This window comes from Pseudomonas oryzihabitans NBRC 102199 (genome assembly GCF_000730625.1).
Taxonomy (GTDB): Bacteria; Pseudomonadota; Gammaproteobacteria; order Pseudomonadales; family Pseudomonadaceae; genus Chryseomonas; species Chryseomonas oryzihabitans.
Window position 1 is genome coordinate 161,966 of the sequence record NZ_BBIT01000014.1, and the last position, 23,610, is coordinate 185,575.

The 23,610-nt window shown below is 65.9% G+C and carries 16 protein-coding genes; 11 read left to right on the plus strand and 5 right to left on the minus strand.

Annotation, left to right across the window (positions count from 1 at the left end; genetic code table 11):
• Positions 1-136 precede the first annotated feature (136 nt).
• From pilB to yacG, 5 genes are all read left to right on the plus strand, one after another.
• A complete protein-coding gene (gene pilB / locus POR01S_RS16485) occupies positions 137-1,831 on the plus strand; it encodes a type IV-A pilus assembly ATPase PilB (RefSeq protein ID WP_042137104.1) in 1,695 nt (564 codons plus the stop codon).
• Positions 1,832-2,042: 211 nt separating this feature from the next.
• Positions 2,043-3,260, plus strand: coding sequence for a type II secretion system F family protein (locus POR01S_RS16490; RefSeq protein ID WP_042137107.1), 1,218 nt, complete (start codon positions 2,043-2,045; stop codon positions 3,258-3,260).
• Positions 3,260-4,132 carry a prepilin peptidase gene (locus POR01S_RS16495; protein WP_042137109.1) on the plus strand — a complete coding sequence of 291 codons (873 nt, stop codon included), beginning with the start codon at positions 3,260-3,262 and terminating at the stop codon, positions 4,130-4,132. The genes POR01S_RS16490 and POR01S_RS16495 overlap by 1 nt, the downstream gene beginning before the upstream one ends.
• Positions 4,129-4,740: a dephospho-CoA kinase gene (gene coaE / locus POR01S_RS16500; RefSeq protein WP_042137111.1), complete on the plus strand. Its 612-nt coding sequence runs from the start codon at positions 4,129-4,131 to the stop codon at positions 4,738-4,740. The genes POR01S_RS16495 and coaE overlap by 4 nt, the downstream gene beginning before the upstream one ends.
• The gene (gene yacG / locus POR01S_RS16505) at positions 4,737-4,934 is read left to right on the plus strand and encodes a DNA gyrase inhibitor YacG (protein ID WP_007160931.1); all 198 of its coding nucleotides are present in this window, start codon (positions 4,737-4,739) and stop codon (positions 4,932-4,934) included. The genes coaE and yacG overlap by 4 nt, the downstream gene beginning before the upstream one ends.
• A gap of 13 nt (positions 4,935-4,947) precedes the next feature.
• Here the strand turns inward: yacG and POR01S_RS16510 are convergent, their stop codons facing one another.
• Positions 4,948-5,445, minus strand: coding sequence for a hypothetical protein (locus POR01S_RS16510; protein ID WP_042137113.1), 498 nt, complete (start codon positions 5,443-5,445; stop codon positions 4,948-4,950).
• 181 nt (positions 5,446-5,626) lie between these two features.
• Here POR01S_RS16510 and recC point away from each other — a divergent pair, with 181 nt between their 5' ends.
• The 4 genes from recC (at position 5,627) to POR01S_RS16530 (ending at position 16,448) form a co-directional block, all read left to right on the plus strand.
• Positions 5,627-9,058, plus strand: a complete 3,432-nt coding sequence (recC, locus tag POR01S_RS16515) for an exodeoxyribonuclease V subunit gamma (RefSeq protein ID WP_042137115.1) — start codon at positions 5,627-5,629, stop codon at positions 9,056-9,058.
• Positions 9,055-12,717, plus strand: a complete 3,663-nt coding sequence (recB, locus tag POR01S_RS16520) for an exodeoxyribonuclease V subunit beta (protein WP_042137116.1) — start codon at positions 9,055-9,057, stop codon at positions 12,715-12,717. The genes recC and recB overlap by 4 nt, the downstream gene beginning before the upstream one ends.
• Positions 12,710-14,791 carry an exodeoxyribonuclease V subunit alpha gene (recD, locus tag POR01S_RS16525; RefSeq protein ID WP_042137118.1) on the plus strand — a complete coding sequence of 694 codons (2,082 nt, stop codon included), beginning with the start codon at positions 12,710-12,712 and terminating at the stop codon, positions 14,789-14,791. The genes recB and recD overlap by 8 nt, the downstream gene beginning before the upstream one ends.
• Before the next feature lie 73 nt (positions 14,792-14,864).
• Positions 14,865-16,448 (plus strand): DNA recombination protein RmuC, encoded by a 1,584-nt coding sequence (locus POR01S_RS16530; protein WP_042137120.1) that lies wholly within the window; start codon positions 14,865-14,867, stop codon positions 16,446-16,448.
• 105 nt (positions 16,449-16,553) lie between these two features.
• Here the strand turns inward: POR01S_RS16530 and POR01S_RS16535 are convergent, their stop codons facing one another.
• From POR01S_RS16535 to POR01S_RS23715, 4 genes are all read right to left on the minus strand, one after another.
• Positions 16,554-18,137 (minus strand): peptide chain release factor 3, encoded by a 1,584-nt coding sequence (locus POR01S_RS16535; protein WP_007160937.1) that lies wholly within the window; start codon positions 18,135-18,137, stop codon positions 16,554-16,556.
• Positions 18,138-18,232: 95 nt separating this feature from the next.
• Positions 18,233-19,408 (minus strand): acyltransferase family protein, encoded by a 1,176-nt coding sequence (locus POR01S_RS16540; protein WP_042137122.1) that lies wholly within the window; start codon positions 19,406-19,408, stop codon positions 18,233-18,235.
• Between the two features lie 298 nt (positions 19,409-19,706).
• Positions 19,707-20,756 carry a glycoside hydrolase family 5 protein gene (locus POR01S_RS16545; RefSeq protein ID WP_042137124.1) on the minus strand — a complete coding sequence of 350 codons (1,050 nt, stop codon included), beginning with the start codon at positions 20,754-20,756 and terminating at the stop codon, positions 19,707-19,709.
• A 318-nt stretch (positions 20,757-21,074) separates the two neighbouring features.
• Positions 21,075-21,266: a hypothetical protein gene (locus tag POR01S_RS23715; RefSeq protein WP_132832793.1), complete on the minus strand. Its 192-nt coding sequence runs from the start codon at positions 21,264-21,266 to the stop codon at positions 21,075-21,077.
• A gap of 720 nt (positions 21,267-21,986) precedes the next feature.
• Here POR01S_RS23715 and POR01S_RS16550 point away from each other — a divergent pair.
• Positions 21,987-22,697: an ABC transporter permease gene (locus tag POR01S_RS16550; protein WP_042137126.1), complete on the plus strand. Its 711-nt coding sequence runs from the start codon at positions 21,987-21,989 to the stop codon at positions 22,695-22,697.
• Between the two features lie 9 nt (positions 22,698-22,706).
• A complete protein-coding gene (locus POR01S_RS16555; RefSeq protein WP_042137128.1) occupies positions 22,707-23,609 on the plus strand; it encodes a glycine betaine ABC transporter substrate-binding protein in 903 nt (300 codons plus the stop codon).
• The last annotated feature ends 1 nt before the right edge of the window (position 23,610 follow it).

A 23,610-nucleotide genomic window follows, 5' to 3' on the forward strand; every position in this document is an offset into this window, starting at 1 on the left:
ACTGCAGCACGCTTTCCATGTGGTGATCGTCAATAAAAGGGCAGCACATGACAAAAAATGTCAGCTGTCTGGCGCCATTTTGCGGGCAGTCTTGGGGGTGCTATAACGCCATCTGTAGCCAAAGGCAGGAATGATGATGAATGAGACGGTGATGCTGTCGGGACTGGCGCGGCAGTTGGTAGATGCTCAGCTGCTGGCGGAGGCGGCGGCCCAGCAGGCTGTGGTCAAGGCCAAGCAGGCCAAGGTGCCACTGGTGACCTATCTCGTTCAGCAGCGGCTGGTGCAGAGCCGGCCTCTGGCGGAACTGGCTGCCCAGGAATTCGGTGTGCCTTTTCTCGATCTATCGGCCATCGACAAGGAGCAGCTACCCAAGGACATCGTCAACGAGAAGTTGATGCAGCAGCATCACTTTCTGCCTTTGAGCAAAAGAGGCAACAAGCTTTTCATCGCGCTTTCCGATCCTACCAACCAGCAGGCCATCAATGATGTGTCCTTTGGCAGCAAGCTGGCCGTCGAGGTCGTGCTGGTCGAGGACGACAAGCTGCATCAGGCGATTGAAAGGTATCTCGATGGCGGCACGGGTGGACTGGATCTGGGCGATATCGATCTTGATCTTGAGACTGAGGGCGGCGAGCGGCCTCAGGAAGCCGTTGCAGGTACCGATGCTGACGATGCGCCTGTGGTGAAGTTCGTCAACAAGATGCTGCTGGATGCGATCAAAAAGGGTTCGTCCGACCTGCACTTCGAGCCCTATGAAAAGATGTACCGGGTACGCTTTCGTACCGACGGCGTCTTGCACGAGGCGGCGCGGCCGCCTGTGCAGCTGGTGTCGCGGATCTCGGCACGGCTCAAGGTGATGTCCAATATGGATATTTCCGAGCGTCGTAAGCCGCAGGATGGCCGGGTCAAGCTGAAGGTGTCCAAGACCAAGTCCATCGACTTCCGGGTCAACACCCTGCCCACCCTCTGGGGCGAAAAGATCGTGATGCGGATCCTGGATTCCTCCAGCGCCCAGATGGGGATTGATGCCCTTGGCTACGAGGATGTGCAGAAGGAGCTTTACCTGCAGGCACTCAAACAGCCGCAGGGGATGATCCTGGTGACCGGTCCCACTGGTTCGGGTAAGACGGTATCCCTCTATACCGGCCTCAATATCCTCAATACCGAAGACATCAATATTTCCACTGCCGAAGATCCGGTGGAAATCAACCTGGAAGGTATCAACCAGGTCAACGTCAACCCGCGTCAGGGGCTCGACTTCTCTCAGGCGCTACGGGCCTTCCTGCGTCAGGATCCTGACGTGATCATGGTGGGTGAGATCCGGGACCTGGAAACGGCGGAGATCGCCATCAAGGCAGCCCAGACCGGTCACATGGTGATGTCGACCCTCCACACCAACAGCGCGGCGGAAACCCTGACACGTCTACGGAACATGGGCGTGCCCGCATTCAACCTGGCGACCTCGGTTAATCTCATCATCGCTCAGCGACTGGCGCGCAAGCTGTGCAGCAAGTGCAAGAGAGTCCATGAGGTACCCCGTGAGGCGCTGCTGGCCGAAGGCTTTCGCGAGGAAGAAGTCGGCAGTTTCACCCTTTATCAGCCTATCGGCTGCGAGGACTGCAATGCGGGCTATCGCGGGCGTGTGGGGATCTATGAGGTGGTGAAGATCACGCCGGCGCTGCAGCAGATGATCATGGAGGAGGGCAACTCCATCGAGATCGCCGCGCGGATGCGGAAAGAGGGCTTCAATGATCTGCGGCGGTCGGGGCTGGTGAAGGCGATGCAGGGGATTACCAGTCTGGAAGAGATCAATAGGGTGACCAAGGACTAGCGGTTTTCCCTCACCCTAGCCCTCTCCCGGAGGGAGAGGGGGCTTGATCGGAGCGTCGGTTTATGCCTGCGCATAGGGCCTTTCCATCACGAGGTGCCTAGTATGCTGGCATTTGGCGCGATGCTTGCTCTCAAAGCCGCAAACCGCTCTGCACAGAGCATTCTTTTGACGGGTCTGCCATGGCGGACCGAGCCTTTGACGAGTCGAGGCCATGGCCGATAAAGCTATCAAGATGGGCAGCTTCACCTGGGAAGGGACCGATCGCAAAGGGACCAAGGTGAAGGGCGAGATGACGGGCCTGAATCCTGCGCTGATCAAGGCGCAGTTGCGCAAGCAGGGGATCAATCCGACCCGGGTGCGCAAGAAGTCGGTGTCGCTGTTCGGCAAGGGCAAGAAGATCAAGCCCATGGATATCGCCCTGTTCACCCGGCAGCTGGCGACTATGATGAGCGCGGGCGTACCTCTGCTGCAGGCCTTCGACATCATCGGCGAGGGCTTCGACAATCCCAACATGCGCAAAATGGTCGACGACATCAAGCAGGACGTCGCCGCAGGTAACAGCCTCGCTAACTCCTTGCGCAAGCAGCCGCAGTATTTCGACGACCTCTATTGCAACCTGGTGGATGCCGGTGAGCAATCCGGTGCGCTGGAAACCCTGCTGGATCGGGTAGCCACCTACAAGGAAAAGACCGAGGCGTTGAAGAAGAAGATCAAGAAGGCCATGACCTATCCTGCGGCGGTGATCGTCGTCGCGGTGATCGTGTCGTCCATTCTGTTGATCAAGGTAGTGCCTCAATTCCAATCGGTGTTCGAGGGCTTCGGGGCTCAATTGCCGGCCTTTACCCTTATGGTCATCGCGATTTCCGAGGTTTTGCAGGAGTGGTGGTTGCTGGTACTGGGCGGGCTCTTTGTGCTGGCTTTCGTCCTTCGCCACTTCTACAAGAAATCGGAAAAATTCCGCGATGCGGTTGACCGGGGATTGCTCAAGATCCCGTTGATCGGCTCCATTCTCTACAAATCGGCCATTGCCCGTTATGCCCGGACTCTGGCCACCACCTTCGCGGCGGGTGTCCCCTTGGTGGATGCTCTCGATTCGGTGGCCGGCGCGACCGGCAACGTGGTGTTCCGCAATGCCGTGGAGAAGATCAAGGGCGATGTGTCCACCGGTATGCAGCTCAACTTCTCCATGCGTACCACCGGGGTATTCTCTTCGATGGCCATCCAGATGACGGCCATTGGTGAGGAGTCGGGCTCCCTGGACGAGATGCTGTCCAAGGTCGCGACCTTCTATGAAGACGAGGTCGACAACATGGTCGACAACCTCACCACCCTGATGGAGCCGATGATCATGGCGGTCCTGGGGGTTCTGGTGGGCGGTCTGATCATTGCCATGTACCTGCCCATCTTCCAGCTCGGCTCGGTGGTCTGATGGCGCTGCTGGAGTTTTTGGCTGGCGCGCCGCTGGCCGCGGCGTTGTGCGCGCTGGTCCTGGGGCTGCTGGTGGGCAGCTTTCTCAATGTCGTGGTCTATCGCCTGCCGGTGATGCTGAGGCGGGCTTGGCAGGCGGAGGCGCGTGAAGTACTGGAGCTGCCGGCCGAGCCGGCAGGCGCCCCCTTCAACCTGGCGCGACCTGCTTCCCGCTGCCCTCATTGCCAGCGCGCCGTGCGGCCCTGGGAAAATGTGCCGGTGCTGAGTTATCTGCTCCTGCGCGGTCGCTGCAATGGGTGTCAGGCCTCTATCAGCCTGCGTTATCCGCTGGTGGAGCTGGCCTGTGGGCTGCTGTCGGCCTGGGTCATCTGGCATCTGGGCGTGACCTGGCAGGGCGGGGCCTTCCTGTTGCTGACCTGGGGCTTGCTGGCGGCCAGTCTGATCGATGCCGATCACCAACTGTTGCCGGATGTGATCGTGCTGCCGCTGCTGTGGCTGGGGCTGATCGTCAACCAGTTCGGCCTGTTCACCAATCTGGGTGATGCCGTCTGGGGCGCGGTGGCGGGGTATCTGAGTCTGTGGCTGGTATTTCAACTGTTCCGTCTGGTGACCGGCAAGGAAGGCATGGGCTATGGCGACTTCAAGCTGCTGGCGCTGCTCGGCGCCTGGGGCGGTTGGCAGATCCTGCCCCTGACCATCCTGCTGTCGTCGCTGGTGGGCGCCATTCTGGGCGTCATCACTCTGCGCCTGCGGCGGGCGGAAAGCAGCACGCCCTTGCCCTTCGGTCCCTATCTCGCCGTGGCGGGGTGGATTGCCTTGCTCTGGGGTGATCAAATAACCGGCCTGTACCTGAACTTCGCCGGATTCCGATGACTTCTGCCTGGACCCTCGGCCTGACCGGGGGCATCGGCAGTGGCAAGAGCGCCGCTGCCGAGCATTTCGCCCAACTGGGCATCACCTGTGTCGATGCTGACCAGGCCGCCCGCTGGGTGGTGGAGCCAGGACGACCGGCGTTGGCCGAGATCGCCGGGCATTTTTCGCCCGCTGTCTTGCAGTCGGATGGCAGCCTGGATCGAGCGGCGCTGAGAGCCGCGATCTTTGCCGATCCGGCCGAGCGGCGCTGGCTGGAAGCCCTGCTGCATCCCCTCATTCGCCAGGAAATCCTGGCGGCCCTGGCTGGTGCCGAGTCGCCCTATGCCATCCTGGTGTCGCCGCTGCTGTTCGAGTCCGGACAGCGGGCGCTGGTCCGGCGAGGACTGGTGATAGACGCGCCGGAAGCGTTGCAGCTCGAACGGGCCATGCGCCGTGACGGGGTGGACGAAGCCCAGGTGCGGGCCATCCTCGCGGCGCAGTTGCCGCGCGCCGAGCGGCTGGCCAAGGCGGATGACGTCATCTGCAACGACGGCGATCTCGCTGCGCTCCACGCCGAGGTGGAGCACCTGCATTCCTTTTATCTGACCCTTGACGGAGGCCAAGCATGAGCACTCTTACCGTGGACTGCCCCACCTGCGGCGCACCCGTGGAATGGAGCGAGAAGAGCGCCAACCGGCCCTTCTGTTCCGACCGCTGCAAACTGATCGACCTGGGTGCCTGGGCAGCGGAAGAGCACGCCATCCCCGGCAATGAGCTGGAAGACGATCTCTATTCGGAAGACCTCAATCGGCGCGGCCACTAGGACGCGCCTTCCCCTATAGCCGCTGCGCCCACGCCTGGGCGGTCGCCTGGGCCGCCTGGCGCAGCTTGGCCGCCAACTCGGGTTTCTCGTATTCCAGCGGGCTGGACGCCGTCACCGTGTGGATGCGGTCGCGCTTGATGAAGAAGACCTGGGTGCCCAGCAAGGGCTTGCTGCAGGCGCTGGCGCCTTCGCCGAGGCCGTCGATAGCCTTGCACTCCAGTTGCTCGCTCAAGGACTGCACCTGCCGACGCAGCTTGGGCAGCGCGCGACCGCCATTCTCGTAGCCCGCCGACAGCCCCAGCAGGTAGTTGGCCGGCTGGCCGGTGTCGCGATCGGTGAAGGCGCAGCCGCCGGAGATCTGCCGGGCATAGGCCAGGGGCAGGCCGGAGGTCTGCTGGAGCAGGGGCAAGGGCAACTGAGCCTGCAGGCTGGCGCAGTCGACGGGCTCGCCGTTGTCGGCATGGGCGAGGGCGGCGCCCAGGAGCAGGGGAAGGGCAACGAGGAAACGCATGAAAACATCCTGTCGAAGGCCGGCGGCCGATAGCGGCTGAGTCTACCGGCTCGAGTCCCGCGATAGGCGGGTGGACGGAGCGGCTGTGCACTGCGTCATGCGTCGGTCAACACATTGCGGGCTGGTGTCTGGCGCGGGTGATCCTTACCCTGGCCGCAGATAGCGAACAGCGAGGCGTAGGATGTCCGAGGCGCTCACTCCCGGATTCATGGTGGTACACGGCAATCGGCTCGAGGAGCTGCGTGGCCTGGCGGTCGGCTGGATGCGGCGGTATCCCCTGGCGCCGCTGGAAAACGAACAGGTGCTGGTGCAGAGCAATGGCATCGCCCAGTGGCTCAAGCTAGCGCTGGCCGAGGATCCGCGCGGTGATGATGAGGGTGGCTGCGGGGTCGCTGCGGCCCTCGAGGTGCAGTTGCCGGCGGCCTTCCTCTGGCGGACCTATCGCCAGGTATTGGGGCGTGACCAGGTCCCGCCATCCTCGCCGCTAGACCGCGCGCCCCTGACCTGGCGCCTGATGCGGCTCCTGCCGACCCTGCTCCTGCAACCGGACTTCGCCGCCCTGCGGCGCTTTCTCGACGATGACGGCGATCTGCGCAAGCGCTATCAGCTGGCCGAGCGCCTAGCCGATCTCTATGACGGCTACCAGGTCTATCGCGCCGACTGGCTCAACGACTGGGCGGCGGGGCGCGATCTGCTGGCCAGCCTGCGCGACGGTCGGCGTCCCTTGCCGGAAAGTTGCCGCTGGCAGGCGCAGCTGTGGCGGGCGCTGCTGGACGATGTGGGCGACGGTGGTCTGGCCCGCAGTCGCGCCGGGGTGCACCGGCGCTTCCTTGAGGTCATGCAGGCGGCGACCGAGCCGCCAGCCGGTCTGCCGCGGCGGGTGGTGATCTTTGGCTTGTCGGCGATTCCGGCGCAGACCCTCGAAGCCCTGGCCGCGCTGGCGCGCTTCAGCCAGGTGCTGCTCTGCGTGCACAATCCCTGTCGCCATCACTGGTCCGACATCGTCGCCGACCAGGATCTACTGCGGCAGAACTATCGCCGCCAGCAGCGCAAGCCGGGCATGCCACAGACCTTGGATGCCGAGGCGCTGCACCAGCACGGCCAGCCGCTGCTAGCGAGCTGGGGCAAGCAGGGCCGCGACTACATCCATCTGCTGGACGAATTCGACGAACCCGATGGCTATCGCCGCCTGTTCGAGGACCTCAATGGCGGGCGCATCGACCTCTTCGCCGAGGCCGAACCCCAGCACCTGCTCGGCCAGTTGCAGGACGACATCCTCGAATTGCGTCCGCTGAGCGAGACCCGCGAGCGCTGGCCGGCGGTCGATCCGGCGCGGGACAGGTCCATGCGCTTCCATGTGGCCCACAGTCCCCAGCGCGAGGTGGAGATTCTTCACGACCAGCTGCTGGCGCGCTTCAGCAGCGATAGCAGCCTCCGGCCGCGCGACGTTATCGTCATGGTGCCGGACATCGACGCCTATGCGCCGCACATCCGCGCGGTGTTCGGCCAGCTCGAGCGTGGCGATCCGCGCTTCATCCCCTTCAGCCTGGCCGACCAGCACCAGCGCGGTTTCCAACCCTTGCTGATCGCCCTGGAGCACCTGCTGCAGCTGCCCGACAGCCGTTTCGCCCTGAGCGAGATCCTCGATCTGCTGGACGTACCGGCGCTGCGCGCCCGCTTCGGTCTGCGCGAGGGCGATCTGCCGACCTTGCATCTGTGGCTGGAAGGCGCCGGTGTGCGCTGGGGACTGGATGCTGAACAGCGCAGTCGCCTTGATCTGCCGGAAGGGCTGACGCAGAACACCTGGCGGTTCGGCCTGAGGCGCATGCTGCTGGGCTACGCCGTCGGCAGCGGCGCGGCCCTGGGGGATATCGAGCCCTTCGACGAGGTGGGCGGCCTGGATGCGGCCCTGGTCGGGCCGCTGGTGGATCTGCTCGATGCCCTGGACGCGGCCCAGGCGGCGCTGGCCCAGCCGGCGCGACCGGCGGAGTGGGGCGCCCGCCTGCAGGCGCTGCTGGCGCTGTTCTTCAGCGCCCAGGACGAGCACGACGAATACCTGCTGGAGCAACTGGAAAATCTGCGCGAGCGCTGGCTGGAATTGTGCGAAGACGTGGCGCTGGACGAGGAGCTGCCGCTCACCGTGGTGCGCGAGGCCTGGCTGGCGGGGCTGGACAGCGGTGGCCTGGCCCAGCGTTTTCTCGCTGGCGCGGTCAATTTCTGCACCCTGATGCCCATGCGCGCCATTCCCTTCCGCGTGGTCTGCCTGCTGGGCATGCACGATGGCGCCTATCCGCGCATCCAGTCGCCACTGGATTTCGATCTCATGGCTCAGGACTACCGTCCCGGTGATCGCTCGCGACGGGAGGACGACCGCTATCTGCTGCTGGAAGCGCTGCTCTCGGCGCGCGATCAGTTCTATGTCAGCTGGGTGGGGCGCAGCATCCGCGACAACAGCGAGCGCCCGCCGTCGGTGCTGGTCGCCCAGTTGCGCGACCATCTCCAGGCCGGTTGGCGGCTGGCCGGCCATGAAGAGGAGCCGGAGCGCCTGCTCACGGCCCTGACCCAGGAGCATCCCCTGCAACCCTTCAGTGCCCGCTACTTCCGCGGCGAGCGCGGCTATTTCAGCTTCGCGGCCGAGTGGCTGGGTGTGCATGACCGCACCACGCGTGACGAGGATGAGCTGTTGCCGCCACTGGTGCCCGAAGAGCCCTTGGGCCTCGATGATCTCGCCCGTTTTCTGCGCGGACCGGTGGACCTGTTCTTCGCCAATCGCCTCAAGGTGCATTTCGCGCCGCCCGATGCGCCGGCGGAAGACGAAGAGCCTTTCGGCCTGGACGCCCTGACCCGCTACCAGTTGGGCGAAGACCTGCTGGCGGCGGCTCTGGCCGCGCCGGCCGAGGCGGATCAGGCGCTCTTGGCCGCCGCCGAGCGCCTGCGCGGCAGTGGTCGGCTGCCGCTGGCGGGTTTTGGCGAGCGAGCCGGGCGGGCCTTGCGCGAGCCGCTGCCCGCCGTGGTGGCCCAGGTCGAGGCCCTGACGCTGCGCTGGCCCGAACCCCTGGAAGAGGCCCTGACCCTGGATATCGAACATCGCGAGCTGCAACTGGTGGCCAACCTCGAACGGCTGCGCCGCGGTCCCGAGGGCCTGCTGGCCCTGACCGCTCAGGCCAATGGCCTGGGCAATACGCGCACCCGCAAATGGCACCGGCTGCTGCGCCCCTGGGTACAGCATCTGGTCGCCGCGGCCGGCGGGCTGCAGCTGACCACCGCGGTGGTGGCGACCGATCTGACCCTGTTGCTGGCGCCACTGGACGCCGAGCTGGCCCGCCGTCAGCTGAATGAATTGCTGGACGCCTGGGCCCTGGGGCAGCGGCGGCCGCTTCCCGTCGCGCCGCGCACCGCCTTCGCCTGGCTGGCCAATGACCCGGACAAGGCCATGTCGGCGGCCGAGCAGGCCTATCAGGGCGAGGCGGCGACCCATCCGGCGCTGCGCCGGCAGTATCCGGACTTCGCCGCCTTGCTGGCCGACGAGGAATTCGACGGCTGGTGCCAGACCCTCTATGCACCGGTGCACACCGCCGGCTGGCAGGTGGTGGGCGGGGAGGGGCAGGCATGAGTCAGCGTCCGCTCGCCCTGCGCTTTCCGTTGCAGGGCAATCAGCTGATCGAGGCCAGTGCCGGAACGGGCAAGACCTTCACCATCTCCGCACTCTATGTACGTCTGGTGCTGGGCCACGGTACGCCCGAGACGGCCTTCGGCCGCGAACTGCTGCCGCCCCAGATCCTGGTGGTGACCTTTACCGAGGCCGCCACCCAGGAATTGCGCGATCGTATTCGCCATCGCCTGGCCGAGGCGGCGCGCTTCTTTCGCGACGAGATCGCCGCGCCCGATCCGCTGCTCGCCGAGTTGCGCGAGGACTTTCCGGTCGAGGGCTGGGCCGATTGCGCCCGGCGCCTGGACATCGCCGCCCAGTGGATGGACGAGGCGGCCGTCTCCACCATCCACAGCTGGTGCCAGCGCATGCTGCGCGAGCACGCCTTCGACAGCGGCAGTCTCTTCGTGCAGAACCTGGAGCAGGACCAGAGCGAGCTGCTCGCCCAGGTGGTGCGCGACTACTGGCGACGCTTTTGCTACCCCCTGGAAGGCGAGGCGCTGGACTGGGTCATCGAGCACTGGGGCGAACCCCGCGCCCTGGCCGCGCGCCTGCGACCCTTGCTGAGCGAAGCACTGGGCGCGCCCCAGGGCGAGCCCGCCGCCTTGCTGGCCATCGCCCTGACGGAGCGTCGCGAGCGGTTGGCACGGCTCAAGGCGCCCTGGGCCCAGTGGGCGGAAGAGGTGCGTGACCTCTGCCAGGCCGGCTGCGACGCCAAGGTGGTCGACGGCCGCAAGTTGCAGAAGCGATTCTTCGGGCCCTGGTGCGACAAGCTGGTCGCCTGGGCGGACAACCCCACCAGCGAGGACCTGGATATCGGCACCGGCTTTACCCGGCTGACCGAGGAGGGCTTCGCCGAGGCCTGGACCAAGGCCAGTCCGCCGGGTCATCCGGCCCTGGCGGCCATGGCGCGCCTGCCCGGGCAACTGGCCGAGCTGCCCAGCCCGGAGGTGCCGCTGCTGGAGCACGCGGCGGCCTGGGTGCAGCAGAAATTCGAGCGCGAGAAGCTGCGTCGCGCCGAGCTGGGTTTCGACGACATCCTCACCCGCCTGGATCGGGCGCTGCAGGCCGATGGCGCCGGCGCGCGGCTGGCGGCGCTGATCCGCGAGCAATTCCCGGTGGCGCTGATCGACGAATTCCAGGACACCGACCCGGTGCAGTACCGCATCTTCAGCAGCGTCTATGGCGCGGGCGAGGGCACCGGGCTGTTCCTGATCGGCGATCCCAAGCAGGCCATCTATGCCTTCCGCGGCGCCGACATCCATACCTATCTGCAGGCGCGGCGCGCCAATGCCGGCCACCTGCACTCGCTGGACACCAACTTCCGTTCCACCGCCGCCATGGTCGAGGCGGTCAACCAGGTGTTCGCCCATGGCGAGGCCACGGCCCCGCGGGCGGCCTTCCTGTTCCGCCAGGGCGAGGACAATCCGGTGCCCTTCGAGCCGGTCCGCGCCCAGGGGCGGCGTGAAGTGCTGGAGATCGAAGGCACGCCGGGTGCGGCCCTGAACTTCTGGCAGTTGGCCGGAGACGAGCCCCTGGCCGGCACCGCCTATCGCGCCACCCTGGCCGAGAGCACCGCCAGCGAGATCGTCCGGTTGCTGAGCCTGGCCGCCGAGGCCAAGGCCGGCTTTCGGCGCGAGGACGGCGAGCTCACGCCGTTGCGGCCGGCCGACATCGCCATCCTGGTACGCGCCGGCAGCGAGGCCCAGGCGGTACGCCAGGCGCTGGTACGGCGCGGGGTGCGCAGCGTCTATCTGTCGGACAAGGATTCGGTGTTCACCGCCCAGGAGGCCCGCTGCCTGCTGGACTGGCTCAAGGCCTGCGCCGAGCCCGATGTGGATCGCCGGCTGCGCGCGGCCCTGGGCAGCCTGACCCTCGACCTGCCCTTGGCCGAACTGGATGCCCTCAACCACGACGAGCAGGCCTGGGAGGCGCGGGTGCTGCAATTCCGCGGCTATCGCCAGCTCTGGCGCGGCCAGGGCGTGCTGCCCATGCTGCGCCGCCTGCTGCAGGACTTCCGCCTGCCGCAGCGGCTGATGGCCCGCGCCGACGGCGAGCGGGTGCTGACCAATCTGCTGCACCTCGCCGAACTCCTGCAGCGTGCCGCCGGCGAGCTGGATGGCGAGCAGGCGCTGATCCGCCACCTGGCCGAGCAACTGGCCGCCCAGGGCGCCGCCGACGAGCAGATCCTGCGCCTGGAAAGCGACGCCGAGCTGGTCAAGGTGGTGACGGTGCACAAGTCCAAGGGCCTGGAATATCCCCTGGTGTTCCTGCCCTTCGCCTGCGCCTATCGCGCCGAAGAAGGCACGACCCTGCCGCTGCGCTATCACGATGACCAAGGCCAGCTGCGCCGCACCTTCAAGCCCTCCGCCGAGGAACTGGCCCGCGCCGACGACGAGCGCCTGGCCGAAGACCTGCGCCTGCTCTATGTCGCCCTGACCCGGGCCCGCCATGCCTGCTGGGTCGGGGTGGCCGATCTCAAGCGCGGGCGCAGCAAGGAATCCGGCTTCGCCCGCAGTGCCCTCGGCTACCTGGCCACCGGCGGCGAGCCCCTGGCGAGTTCGGCGGCCCTGGGCACCGCCCTGACCACCCTGATCGGCGCCCAGCCCGATACCCTTATCCTGCCGCTCCCCGAAGCCAGTCCGGCACGCCTGCCCGAAGCCCGCGAAGCGCCGGTGACCCTCAAGGCGCTGACGGCGCGTCGGGCGGCCCGCGAGGACTGGTGGATCGCCTCCTACAGCGCCCTGCGCATCGGTACGCGCCTGGGCGAGGCGCGGGAAGAGGGCCCGTTCAATCTGGAGCTGGACCTGGATACCCCGGCGGCCCAGAAGCTGTTCGACGACGACCGCCTCGCTCCCGACGAGGCCCGCCAGCCCGCAGCCGGTGAAGACCTGCATCGCTTTCCCCGCGGCCCCGGCCCGGGCACCTTCCTGCACAGCCTGCTGGAGTGGGTCGGCGAGGAAGGCTTCACCGCCATCCAGGCGGCGCCCGAGCGGCTGGACGACCTGATCGCCCGGCGTTGCCAGCGGCGCGGCTGGAATCACTGGATTCCCATCCTGCAGGGCTGGCTGCGCCAGTTGCTGGCGCTGCCGCTGCCCCTGCCGGGGGGCAGCCAGCGCCTGGGCGAACTGGCGCGCTACCAGGTGGAAATGGAATTCTGGTTCGCCACCCATGGCGTCGATCTGGAGCGGCTGGATGACCTGGTGCGGCGTGGCACCCACGGCGGCCAGGCGCGGCCGATGCTGGAGCCGGGGCAGCTCAACGGCCTGTTCAAGGGCTTCATCGATCTGGTCTTCGAACACGAGGGGCGCTATTTCGTGGTGGACTACAAGTCCAACTGGCTGGGCGCCGAAGCCGGCGCCTATACCCGCGCGGCCATGGAGGAGGCCGTCCTGGCCAAGCGCTATGACCTGCAGTACGTGCTCTACAGCCTGGCCGTGCACCGGCTGCTCAAGGCGCGGCTGCCCGACTATAGCTACGAGCGCCACTTCGGCGGCGCCGTCTACCTCTTCCTGCGCGGCTGCGATCCGGCCGGCCACGGCGTCTTCGTCGAGCGGCCCGCCCAGGCGCTGATCGAGACCCTAGATCTGTTGTTCAGCGGTGCGGAGAATGCCCATGTCTGATTTCAGCCCCGCCACCGAACGGCTGCTGCGCCTGGCGTCCCTGGCCCAGGAGCGCCCGCTTGCTCCGCTCGAACGGCGGGACGACCTCTTTCGCCTGCTGGAACTCTGGGTGCAACGCGGCTGGTTGCGCCAGGTAGACCGGGCCTTCACCGGCTTTCTCGGCGAACTCGAACCCCAGGGCGACTCGGCGGTGCTCTTGGCCGCGGCCCTGGCCAGCCATCAGCTCGGCCATGGCCATGTCTGCCTGGATCTCGCCGCCACGCTGCGCAATCCCGATGCCGCCCTGTCGCTGCCGCCCGAGGGCGACGAGGCGCGCGCTTCGCTCTTGCCGTCGCAACTGCTGCATGGCCAGACCCTCGAGGCCTGGCAGCGGGCGCTGCTGGCCAGCGACCTGGTCGATGGCGACGGCAGCTGTCCAGAACGACCGCTGGTGCTGGGTGGCGAGCGCCTCTACCTGCGTCGCTACTGGAATTACGAACGCGCGGTGGCGGCCAGCCTGCGCCAGCGCCTGGCCACCCCCGAGCCGCTGCCGGCGGATCTCGCCGAACGCCTCGACCGGCTGTTTCCGCCGGATCCCGCCGCGGACGGCGAACCCGACTGGCAGAAACTGGCCTGCGCCCTGGCGGTGCGCGGCGCCTTCAGCATCGTCACCGGTGGCCCCGGCACCGGCAAGACCACCACCGTGGTCCGCCTGCTGGCGCTGCTCCAGGCGCCCGCGGTGGCGGCCGGTCGTCCCTTGCGCATCCGCCTGGCCGCACCGACCGGCAAGGCGGCCGCGCGCCTCACCGAGTCCATCGGCGGCCAGGTCAGTCGCCTGCCGGTGGATGAGGAGCTGCGCCGGCACATCCCCACCGGGGTGACCACGGTGCACCGGCTGCTGGGCAGTCGGCCCAATACCCGCCATTTCCGCCATCACCGCGGGCATCCCCTGCCGCTGGACGTGCTGGTGGTGGACGAAGCCTCGATGATCGACCTGGAAATGATGGCCAGCCTGCTGGCGGCCCTGCCGCCGCGGGCGCGCCTGGTGCTGCTGGGTGACAAGGATCAGCTGGCTTCGGTGGAGGCGGGCGCGGTGCTGGGTGATCTCTGCCGTGATGCCGAAGCCGGACGCTACAGTCCGGCAACCCGCGCCTGGCTGGAAGCCGTGAGTGGCCAGTCGCTGGCCCAGACGGCCCTGGCGGTCGGCGACGACCAGGCTGACGCCCTGGCGCAGCAGGTGGTGATGCTCAGGCGCTCACGGCGTTTCGGCGCCGGCAGCGGGATCGGCCAGCTGGCCCGCCGGGTCAATGCCCAGGACGGCCAGGGTGCTCAGCAGGTGCTGGTCGACGGCGGCTATGCCGATCTCCATCGGGTGCTGCTCAAGGGGCCGGAGGATCGCGCCCTGGAACGCCTGGTGCTGGAGGGACGCGGGCGCGCCCGGGGCTATCGTCATTATCTCGAGGTCCTGCAGGGGACGCGGCCCCAACTGGATACCGTCCTGGAGGATCCCGCCTGGACGCTCTGGGCCGGCCAGGTATTGGCCGCCTTCGACGACTTCCAGCTGCTCTGCGCCGTGCGCAAGGGCCCCTGGGGTGTGGAAGGCCTCAACCTGCGCATCGCCAGCGCCCTGCTGGCGGCCGGCCTGCTCGCGGGCGAGCACGGCTGGTACGAAGGCCGTCCGGTGCTGGTGACGCGCAACGACTACAGCCTGGGGCTGATGAATGGCGACATCGGCATCACCCTCTGCCTGCCGGATGCCAACCAGCCGGGGCGCAAGGTCCTGCGGGTCGCCTTTCCCCGCGGCGATGGCAGCGGCGGTCTGAGATTCGTCCTGCCCAGCCGGTTGGCGGCGGTGGAGACGGTGTTCGCCATGACCGTGCACAAGTCCCAGGGCTCGGAATTCGCCCACACCGCGCTGCTGCTGCCCGAGCAGCTCAGTCCGGTGCTGACCAAGGAGCTGGTCTATACCGGCATCACCCGGGCGCGCGATGATTTCACCCTGATCGAGGCCCGGAGCGGCATCTTCGCCGAGGCGGTGGCCCGTCGGGTCCGCCGCGTCAGCGGCCTGGACCTGGATTTGCGAAACACTGTGTAAATGTACAGATAACTGCTGGACGCTCCCCTCGCGCCTGCCTAAGGTGAGGGGAGCCGTCCGCGATGAGAGCGCCATGACTTCCCTGCCTTTCGTTTCCCTTGTGCTTCCCCTGTTGCTGCTGGCCGGCTGGGCGGGTTCGGCCATCTGGCTGACCGGGCGCCAGCGCTATCTGCAACAGCAACTCGACAGCGCCGCCGAGCGCTACGACATGCTGCGCGACGACCTGCAACGCGCCGAGCTGGCCAACGGTCGCCAGGTGGTGGAGCTGGGCGCCGAGCGCGAGCGCACCGCCGCCCTGCAACGCCAGCTGGAGGCCAATCGCGAGCTGGAAGCCGAGTTGCGCCAGCAGACCCGCCAAGCGCAGTTGCAGGCCGCCGAACAGCACGCCCTGGCCGAGGCCACCCGCGCCCAGCTGCAGGGCATCCAGGAGCAGCTCGCCGAGGTGCGCGAGCGCCAGCACCGCGAGCAGCAGCTGCATGCCGAGGTGCAGGAACGCCATGCGCGCCTGACCGAAGAACACGCGACGCTGAGAACCACCCTGGAGCAGAAGGAAGAGCACTTCCAGGCGCAGCAACAGCTGCTGCGCGAGAGTCGCGAGCAACTCAAGCTGGAATTCGAGCAACTGGCCGGACGCATCTTCGACGCCAAGGGCCAGGCCTTCGCCCAGCACAGCCAGCAATCCCTGGATGCGCTGCTGCGGCCCTTCCGCGAGCAGATCGAGGGTTTTCGCGCCAAGGTCGAGGACATCCACCACAAGGATGTGCAGCAGCAGGCGGCCCTCGGCCAGCAACTGCTCGACCTCAAGGAGCTCAACCGCCAGATCACCCAGGAGGCCCACGACCTGGCCACCGCCCTGCGCGGCCAGAAGAAGGCCCAGGGCAACTGGGGCGAACTCATCCTGGAAAACGTGCTGGAACGCTCCGGCCTGCGCGAGGGGCGCGACTTCGTCCGCGAACGCAGCTTCACCACCGAGACCGGCCGCCGGCGACCGGACGTGCTGGTCCATCTGCCACAGAAGAAGCACCTGGTGGTGGACGCCAAGGTGTCGCTCAACGCCTATACCCGCTACGTCAACAGCGAAGACGAGGGCGAGCGGCGCCTGGCCCTGGGCGAGCACGTGCGCGCCGTGGGCGAGCGCATCCGCGAACTGGCCGACCGCGAATACTTCAGCCTGCCGGGGCTGAATTCGCCGGAGATGGTCTTTCTGTTCATCCCCATCGAATCGGCCTTCGTCGAGGCGCTCAAGGCCGACGAGAGCCTGTTCCAGCGCGCCATCGAGCAGAATGTCCTGGTGGCGACGCCGACCACCCTCCTGACCAGCCTCAACATCGTCCGCCAGCTCTGGCGCTTCGAAGACCAGAATCGCCACACCGCCGAACTGGCCGAGCGCGCGGGCAAGGTCTACGACAAGCTGCGCACCTTTCTCGGCAGCATGGACGGCATCGGCAAGAGTCTGGACAAGGCCGGCGAAGCCTATCGCAAGGCCTGCGGCCAACTGGTGGGCGGGCCGGGCAACCTGGTCAAGCAGGTGGCCGACTTCAAGGAGCTGGGCGTGGCGGTACGCACCGAGCTGGACGGCCAGTGGACCGAGCGCGCGGAACTGGAGCTGACGATGGTCGAGCTGGAAGCTGCGGCCGAGTCTTCCGACCGGGACTGATTCGCGCAGACCTGGCAGGAGAGCCGGAGCTCCGCCTGGACGATTCCGGGCGGAGGGCGGTACGCCTGACCGGTGCGCCAGGCGCACCGGTCAGGACAGTAGGGCTTAGTGGTGCTCGCGGGTGGCGCGGAATTTGATCTCCGGCCAGCGCTCTTCCATCAGCGCCAGGTTGACCCGGGTCGGTGCCAGGTAGGTGAGGTGACCGCCGCCATCCACCGCCAGGTTCTCGAACGCCTTGTTCTTGAAGTCTTCGAGCTTCTTCTTGTCGTCGCATTCGATCCAGCGCGCCGACCAGACGTTGATGGCCTCGTAGGCGCACTCTACCTTGTATTCTTCCTTCAGGCGGCTGGCGACCACGTCGAACTGCAGCACACCCACCGCGCCGAGCACGATGTCGTTGTTGCGCTCGGGGAAGAACACCTGGGTGGCGCCTTCCTCGGCCAGTTCCTGCAGACCCTGGCGCAGCTGCTTGGATTTCAGCGGATCCTTGAGGCGCACGCGGCGGAACAGTTCCGGGGCGAAGTGCGGGATACCGGTGAAGCCCAGGGCTTCGCCTTCGGTGAAGGTGTCGCCGATCTGGATGGTGCCATGGTTGTGCAGGCCGATGATGTCGCCGGCGAAGGCCTCGTCCAGGTGCTCGCGCTCGCTGGAGAAGAAGGTCAGGGCGTCGGCGATCTTCAGATCCTTCTTGATGCGCACATGGCGCAGTTTCATGCCCTTCTCGTACTTGCCCGAGCAGATGCGCATGAAGGCGATGCGGTCGCGGTGCTTGGGATCCATGTTCGCCTGGATCTTGAACACGAAGCCGGAGAACTTCTCTTCCACCGGCTCCACTACCCGCTCGTGAGCGGCGCGCGACAGCGGGCGCGGAGCCCAGTCGACCACGGCGTCGAGCACCTGGTCGACGCCGAAGTTGCCCAGCGCGGTACCAAAAAATACCGGGGTCATCTCGCCGCGCAGGAAGGCCTCGCCATCGAATTCGTGGCAGGCGCCCTGGACCAGCTCCAGCTCCTCGACGAAGCGCTCGTAGAGATCGCCCAGGTGCGCGCGGGCCTCGTCGGAGTCCAGCTTGTCGATGGTCTTGGTGGCGATGCGCTCGTGGCCATGGCCGGGGGTATAGACGTAGATGCGGTCGTCCGAGAGGTGATAGACGCCCTTGAAGTCGCGATAGCTGCCGATCGGCCAGGTGATGGGCGCGGCCTTGATCTTGAGCACCGCCTCGATCTCGTCGAGCAGTTCGATGGGATCGCGGATGTCGCGGTCGAGCTTGTTTATGAAGCTGACGATGGGCGTGTCGCGCAGGCGGCAGACGTCCATCAGGGCGATGGTGCGGGGTTCGACGCCCTTGCCACCGTCGAGCACCATCAGCGCCGAGTCCACCGCGGTCAGGGTGCGGTAGGTGTCTTCGGAGAAGTCCTCGTGGCCGGGGGTATCGAGCAGGTTGATCATGTGCTCGCGATAGGGGAACTGCATCACCGAGGTGGTGATGGAGATGCCGCGCTGCTTTTCCATCTCCATCCAGTCGGAGGTCGCGTGCCGGTCGGATTTGCGCGACTTCACCGTACCCGCGACGGCGATGGCCTGGCCCATCAGCAGCAGCTTTTCGGTGATGGTGGTCTTGCCCGCGTCGGGGTGGGAAATGATGGCGAAGGTACGGCGCTTGGCGACTTCGGCGGCCTGGGTGGTCATGGATGAACCTGGGCGAGAGCGAAAAAAGAGGGGGCGGAGTATAGCAGAGGGCGGCCCCACCGGCTTGAGGTCGGTAGGGCTGCACCAGGCGCCGCTCAGCGCTGCGGCTGGATGTTGCCGTCGCAGCAGGGTGGGGTGCGTTTGCGGCGCACCAGACGCTTGCCCAGCGCCATGCCCGGGACCTCGATGTATCTGTGGGTCAGGCAGGCGAAGGCGAAGACCACCGCCAGTTCCACCACCACCACCAGGTTGTCCAGCAAGACGCTGCCGGTGGCGATGTAGCGGATCATGAAGGGCAGCGGGGCGTCATGGGAGGGCGCCACCACCGTGAGGTCCTGGTGCAGCAACTTGCCCAGCACGATGAAAGCGCTCTTGACCACGAAGATCACTGCGGCGTGGCACAGGTAGATCGAATAGGACAGTACCCCCAGGCGCACGAAGAGGCCGTGATGCAGCACGCTGGAGACCAGGCCGCGCTCGAAGGCGAAGGTGAGGATGGTGACGCAGAACACCAGGGTCGCCAGCACGCCCTTCTTGGGTACCGGTAGATCGGAGGTCATCACCGCGGCACCGGCGATCAGGCAGGCCAGTTCCAGCAGGGTGCCACCGAATTGTCCGCCGTTGTGCTGCTTGATCCAGACATAGAGGCGATAGGTGCAGGCGCCGGCGAAAAAGCACGACAGCCCGCGAAAGATTTCGGTCTTCAGCGGCAGGAAGGGAAACAGCAGCTGCACGAAGGCCAGCAGGGCGATCGCCAGGAACCACTGGCGCTGATGACCCTGGCCCTTGAGCACCAGCAGGCCGAAGATCAGATAGAGGTAGAACTCGATGCTGATGCTCCAGGATGGGTAGTTGAAGGAGCCGGTGATGGCCTGGCCCAGCCAGGATTGCAGCAGCAACAGATTGGGCAGGAATTGCTCGGGCGCGGTGGCGCCGCTGAACGCCGGATCGTTGAAGCCGACTCCCAGTTTTTCCGCCAGCAGGCGACCGCACTCCAGCAGCACATAGAGACCCAGCATGGCCAGATGCAGAGGCAGGATCCGCGTCGCGCGACTGATGGCGAAGTCGCGATAATCGTCCAGGGTGCGCAGCCGGCTCTCATAGGTGTGCATGAGCACGAAGCCGCTGAGCACGAAGAAGAACTCGACGAACAGGTAGGCGTTGGCGATCAGCGGATTTTCCGAGGCGGCCTGAGCGACATAGGTGTGAAACAGCACGACGGCGACGGCCAACAGACCGCGAAAGCTATCCAAAGCGACAAATCTTTCCATGGGATATCCCTGAGGGTGCGGCAAGAAGAGGCGAACGGATGCAGCGCTGCCGTTAGGGGGAAAGAGCGGAGGGGTAGTGCGGGAACGTGAAAGCTGACATGGCATCCTGGCTCTTGTGCGTCGCAAGCTTCTTAATAGTCGAACTATTACTTGCTGTTACATTTTGATCGCCAAAATCCAGCAAGTTCTTGCTAGGCCGTCCCTGGCCCGGCGTTTTGTGATTGCAGTCACCGATTTCCAGACAAGTTGTCACCTGACTGCAAGAAGGCGCCGCTCGTGCTGCCTGGCGGCGCTTCGCTCAGCGGGGACCCAGGGTCTGGCAGTCGGCCGGCTTCACGTACTTTTGCAGCACCTTCCATTGTGGGCGGGGCTTGCCCTTGACCGGTTCGATCGCCAGCGGATAGTCGCCCCAGTTGGGGCCGGCTGCCCAGTACATGGCCGGGATGCATTCCTGGCGCAGCCGCGCCAGCAGGCGGTCCATGGCGGCCAGCCAGCGGGGGTCGTTGTCCGGCACGCCGAATTCGCCGATGTGACCGCGCTTGCCGTGCTGCTTGAGCCAGGTGATGAAGGGCTCGACCCGGCGGATGCCGACATCGGGATCGAAGTCGGTCATGCCCTTCTTGAGGTACTTGCCGCCACCGTCATTGTCGAAATAGACGTGCGCCGAATAGATCAGGTTGTCGACCGGATCCTTGAGACCGAGCAGCTTGGCGTTGTAGCGCGGCCAGAGATAGCTGCTGGACCAGCCATTGCCTTCGATCAGGAGCGGACGCGCCCGATCCACCTCGCGCACCGCGTCGATACCGTGCTGGGCGGCCACCGGCCATTGCTCCACGGCATCGTGGGGCTCGTTCATGATGTCGTAGGCGGCCAGGGCGGGGTGCTCGTGCCAGCGCTGGGCGATCCGGCGCAGGACATCGGCATAGGCCGGATAGGGCACCGCCGCGCTGCCGATGACCTGGCCGCGGTATCTCATGTAGTTGTGCAGATCCAGGATCACGCTCATGCGATAGCGCTTGGCGTTGTCCAGGGTCTGGTCGATCAGCTTGGCGTAGGCGGGATCCAGGGGTTGTCCCAGCGTGGGCTGGAGGCGCTCCCAGATGACCGGGAAGCGGATCACCCGAATGCCCTTGGCCGCCCAGCGTCGGTAATGGCCGGCGTCGGGAAAGAAGTAGTTGGTTCCCGGTTTGCCCGGCAGTACGTGGGGCGCGAACCCGGCGCCGGAAAAATTCAGGCCGACCAGATCGGTGGGGAAGTCCCGTGTGGCGGCCTGGGCGACCGGCATGGCAGCCAGACTGCAAAGCAGGGTGAACAATAGGGTGAGCTTGGATTTCAGGCGTAGCGTCATCGGCAAGGTCCCGGACAGTGACGGAAGACGTAGGAACGTCGGGCGGTCGTGGCCCGATCCGCCATGAGGCCTGAAGAGACGCCGGGAAGTTGCAGTGCAAGGCTCAGAAGGTGCGCCAGACAACGTTAATGTCGGGCGAAAACCGCGGAAATGCGAGCTGGGTAGACTGGCGGGCAGCTTGGAGCGGGACGCCGCGGCGGCTGGATCCGGGCAGCGCGGCCCCTAGGCAGGGCAGGAAGAAGGGTAGCGCGGGTAATGAACTGCCTGTGACTGCTTTCCATCTTTATATGGCGCAGGCAGGTCATTCGAAAGCGGTCTTTAGCGACGCAGGCAGATCCCAGCCCACTGCTCGGCTTCGCGGCGGGCCGAGGCCTCGTCGCTGAATTCGGCGATCAGGCCGCCGTGCGCATACACCACCACCCAATTTTCCACCTTGGGTTGCAGCAGCATTACGGGGGCAGAGGAGAGAACAGCGGAGTCCAACGATGCACAAGCCGTCATGTCATTCATAACGTTCCCTTTGAAGTTAGCTCGGTGAATAGTCTGTTTTTATAGCGGTTCCAGAAATGGCGCTTGGTGCTATCACTGGGCCACCTATTGACCTTGGTATGGCTGAATGATCCCTCAAAGCGTCAGCCATTCGTCGGCATGATAAAGGGGTGCCAAAACCCCGTCACCGCACTGGCTCACAGAAAGATGTTTCAGTTATGACCGTACGTCAGCTGAGCTGTGTGCCGCTCCACGAAACCGCCGTGGCTTGCCCCGGCATCCGTGACAGGCGTCGCGCTGGTACTGCAAAGCAGATAACAGTAAGCGTATTAAATTTATCGTCACATATTCGCCGAGGGCTCTAGCGCGCGACTCTCGCTTTTTGCCGGCTGTCCGGGCCTCTCGGCCGGGCCTTTCACCCTGTCAAGACGTCCCGCTTTGCATGATCGGGTTGGCATTGAGCGAGTCTATTGGGTTAGCCTGAAAAGGAGCTGGCGAACTATCGACTGCGATGGACGTCAATCTCTTCGGTCGAGACAAGGCGCCATGTCGTTCCCCCGGAGCGACACCCAAGGGCTAGGCAGATCCGAGATCCGCAGTGCCCCGTTGGTCCAGCCGGCATACCCGCCATGCCCTGCTGTGTCTCGACCCTGAACCCGGACAGCCGTCCTGCGCCTCGCCCCCGTGCGAGGTCCGCACTCGGAAGGCATGCGGCCTGTCCGCCCGTTGAAGGAGCCTGACATGGCGAAGTTCAAGACCCTCCTGCTCGGCACGGCCGTGGGAGGGGTGATCCTGGCACTGCTGGTGCACTGGATCGGTATGGATACGCTGCGTACCTATCGCGCAGACCTCTGGTTCTATCTCCAGGCTCATCTCTATCTGGTAGCCGTCTCCATGGTCCTGGCCCTGCTGGTAGGCATCCCCGCCGGGGTGCTGCTGAGTCGGCCAGCCTTCGCCCGCAGCGCCGAGCGCTTCATGCAGGTGTTCAACATCGGCAATACCGTGCCGCCGCTGGCGGTGCTGGCCATCGCCCTGGGCATCGTCGGCATTGGCGATGGGCCGGCGATCCTGGCGCTGTTCCTAGCCTCGCTGCTGCCCATCGTGCGCAACACCTACGAGGGGCTGAAGAACGTGCCGGCCTCGCTCAAGGAGGCCGCCACCGGCATCGGCATGACCCCCACCCAGGTGCTGACCAAGGTGGAGCTGCCCAATGCCGTGCCCATCATCATCGGCGGGGTGCGGGTCGCCCTGGCGATCAACGTCGGCACCACGCCGCTGGTGTTTCTCATCGGCGCCAACAGCCTGGGCAGCCTGATCTTTCCCGCCATCGCCCTGGAAAACCAGTCGCAGCTGTTGCTGGGCGCCGCCGCTACGGCGCTGCTGGCGCTGCTGCTGGACGGCCTGGTGCTGCTCGCCAGTCGCCTCTGGCTGGAACGCGGCCTGGCCCGCTAAGGAGACGAGATGAAGAAGTTGCTTATCGCCCTGGGCGCCGCCTGGTTCGGACTGACGCTGGCCAGCGCTGCCCAGGCCGATCCGATCCGCATCGGCGCCAAGGTCTTTACCGAGCAGGCCATCCTCGCCGAACTCACCGGGCAGTATCTGTCCCGCCACGGCTATCAGCCGGAGATCGTCGGCGGCCTGGGCAGCACCATCGCCTGGAATGGCGTGAAGAACGCCCAGCTCGACCTCACCTGGGAATACACCGGCACCTCCCTGGTGGCCTACAACCATGTCACCGAACGACTGGACAAGGAGGCCTCCTACCAGCGGGTCAAGCAGCTGGACGCCAAGGTCGGTCTGGCCTGGCTGGCGCCCACCCGCTTCAACAATACCTATGCCCTGGCGTTGCCGGAGAAGATCGCTCGACAGCATCCCGAGCTGAACAGCATCAGCGACCTGGCCGGACTGCTCAAGGCCGAGGCCGGCAAGCAGCACCTCACCGCGCTGGACATCGAATTCGCCAACCGCTCCGATGGCCTCGCCGGCCTGGTCAAGGCCTATGGCCTGAGCTACACCCGGGACGACATCCGCCAGATGGACCCGGGCCTGGTCTACACCGCCCTGCGTAACGGCCAGGTCTTCACCGGCCTGGTCTACACCACCGACGGCCGCCTGGACGCCTTCAGGCTCAAGGTGCTGGAAGACGACAAGGGCTATTTCCCCGACTACACCGCTGCCCCTGTGGTCAACGCCAAGTATCTGGAAAAGCACCCGGATCTCGCCGAGCTGCTGAGGCCCCTGGCGGAAAGCCTGGACCAGGCCACCATGCGTCAGCTCAACGCCAAGGTGGACATCGAGCGGCAGACGCCGGCCCAGGTGGCCCGCGACTTCCTCGCCCAGCACCCCCTAGACGGAGGGCAATGAC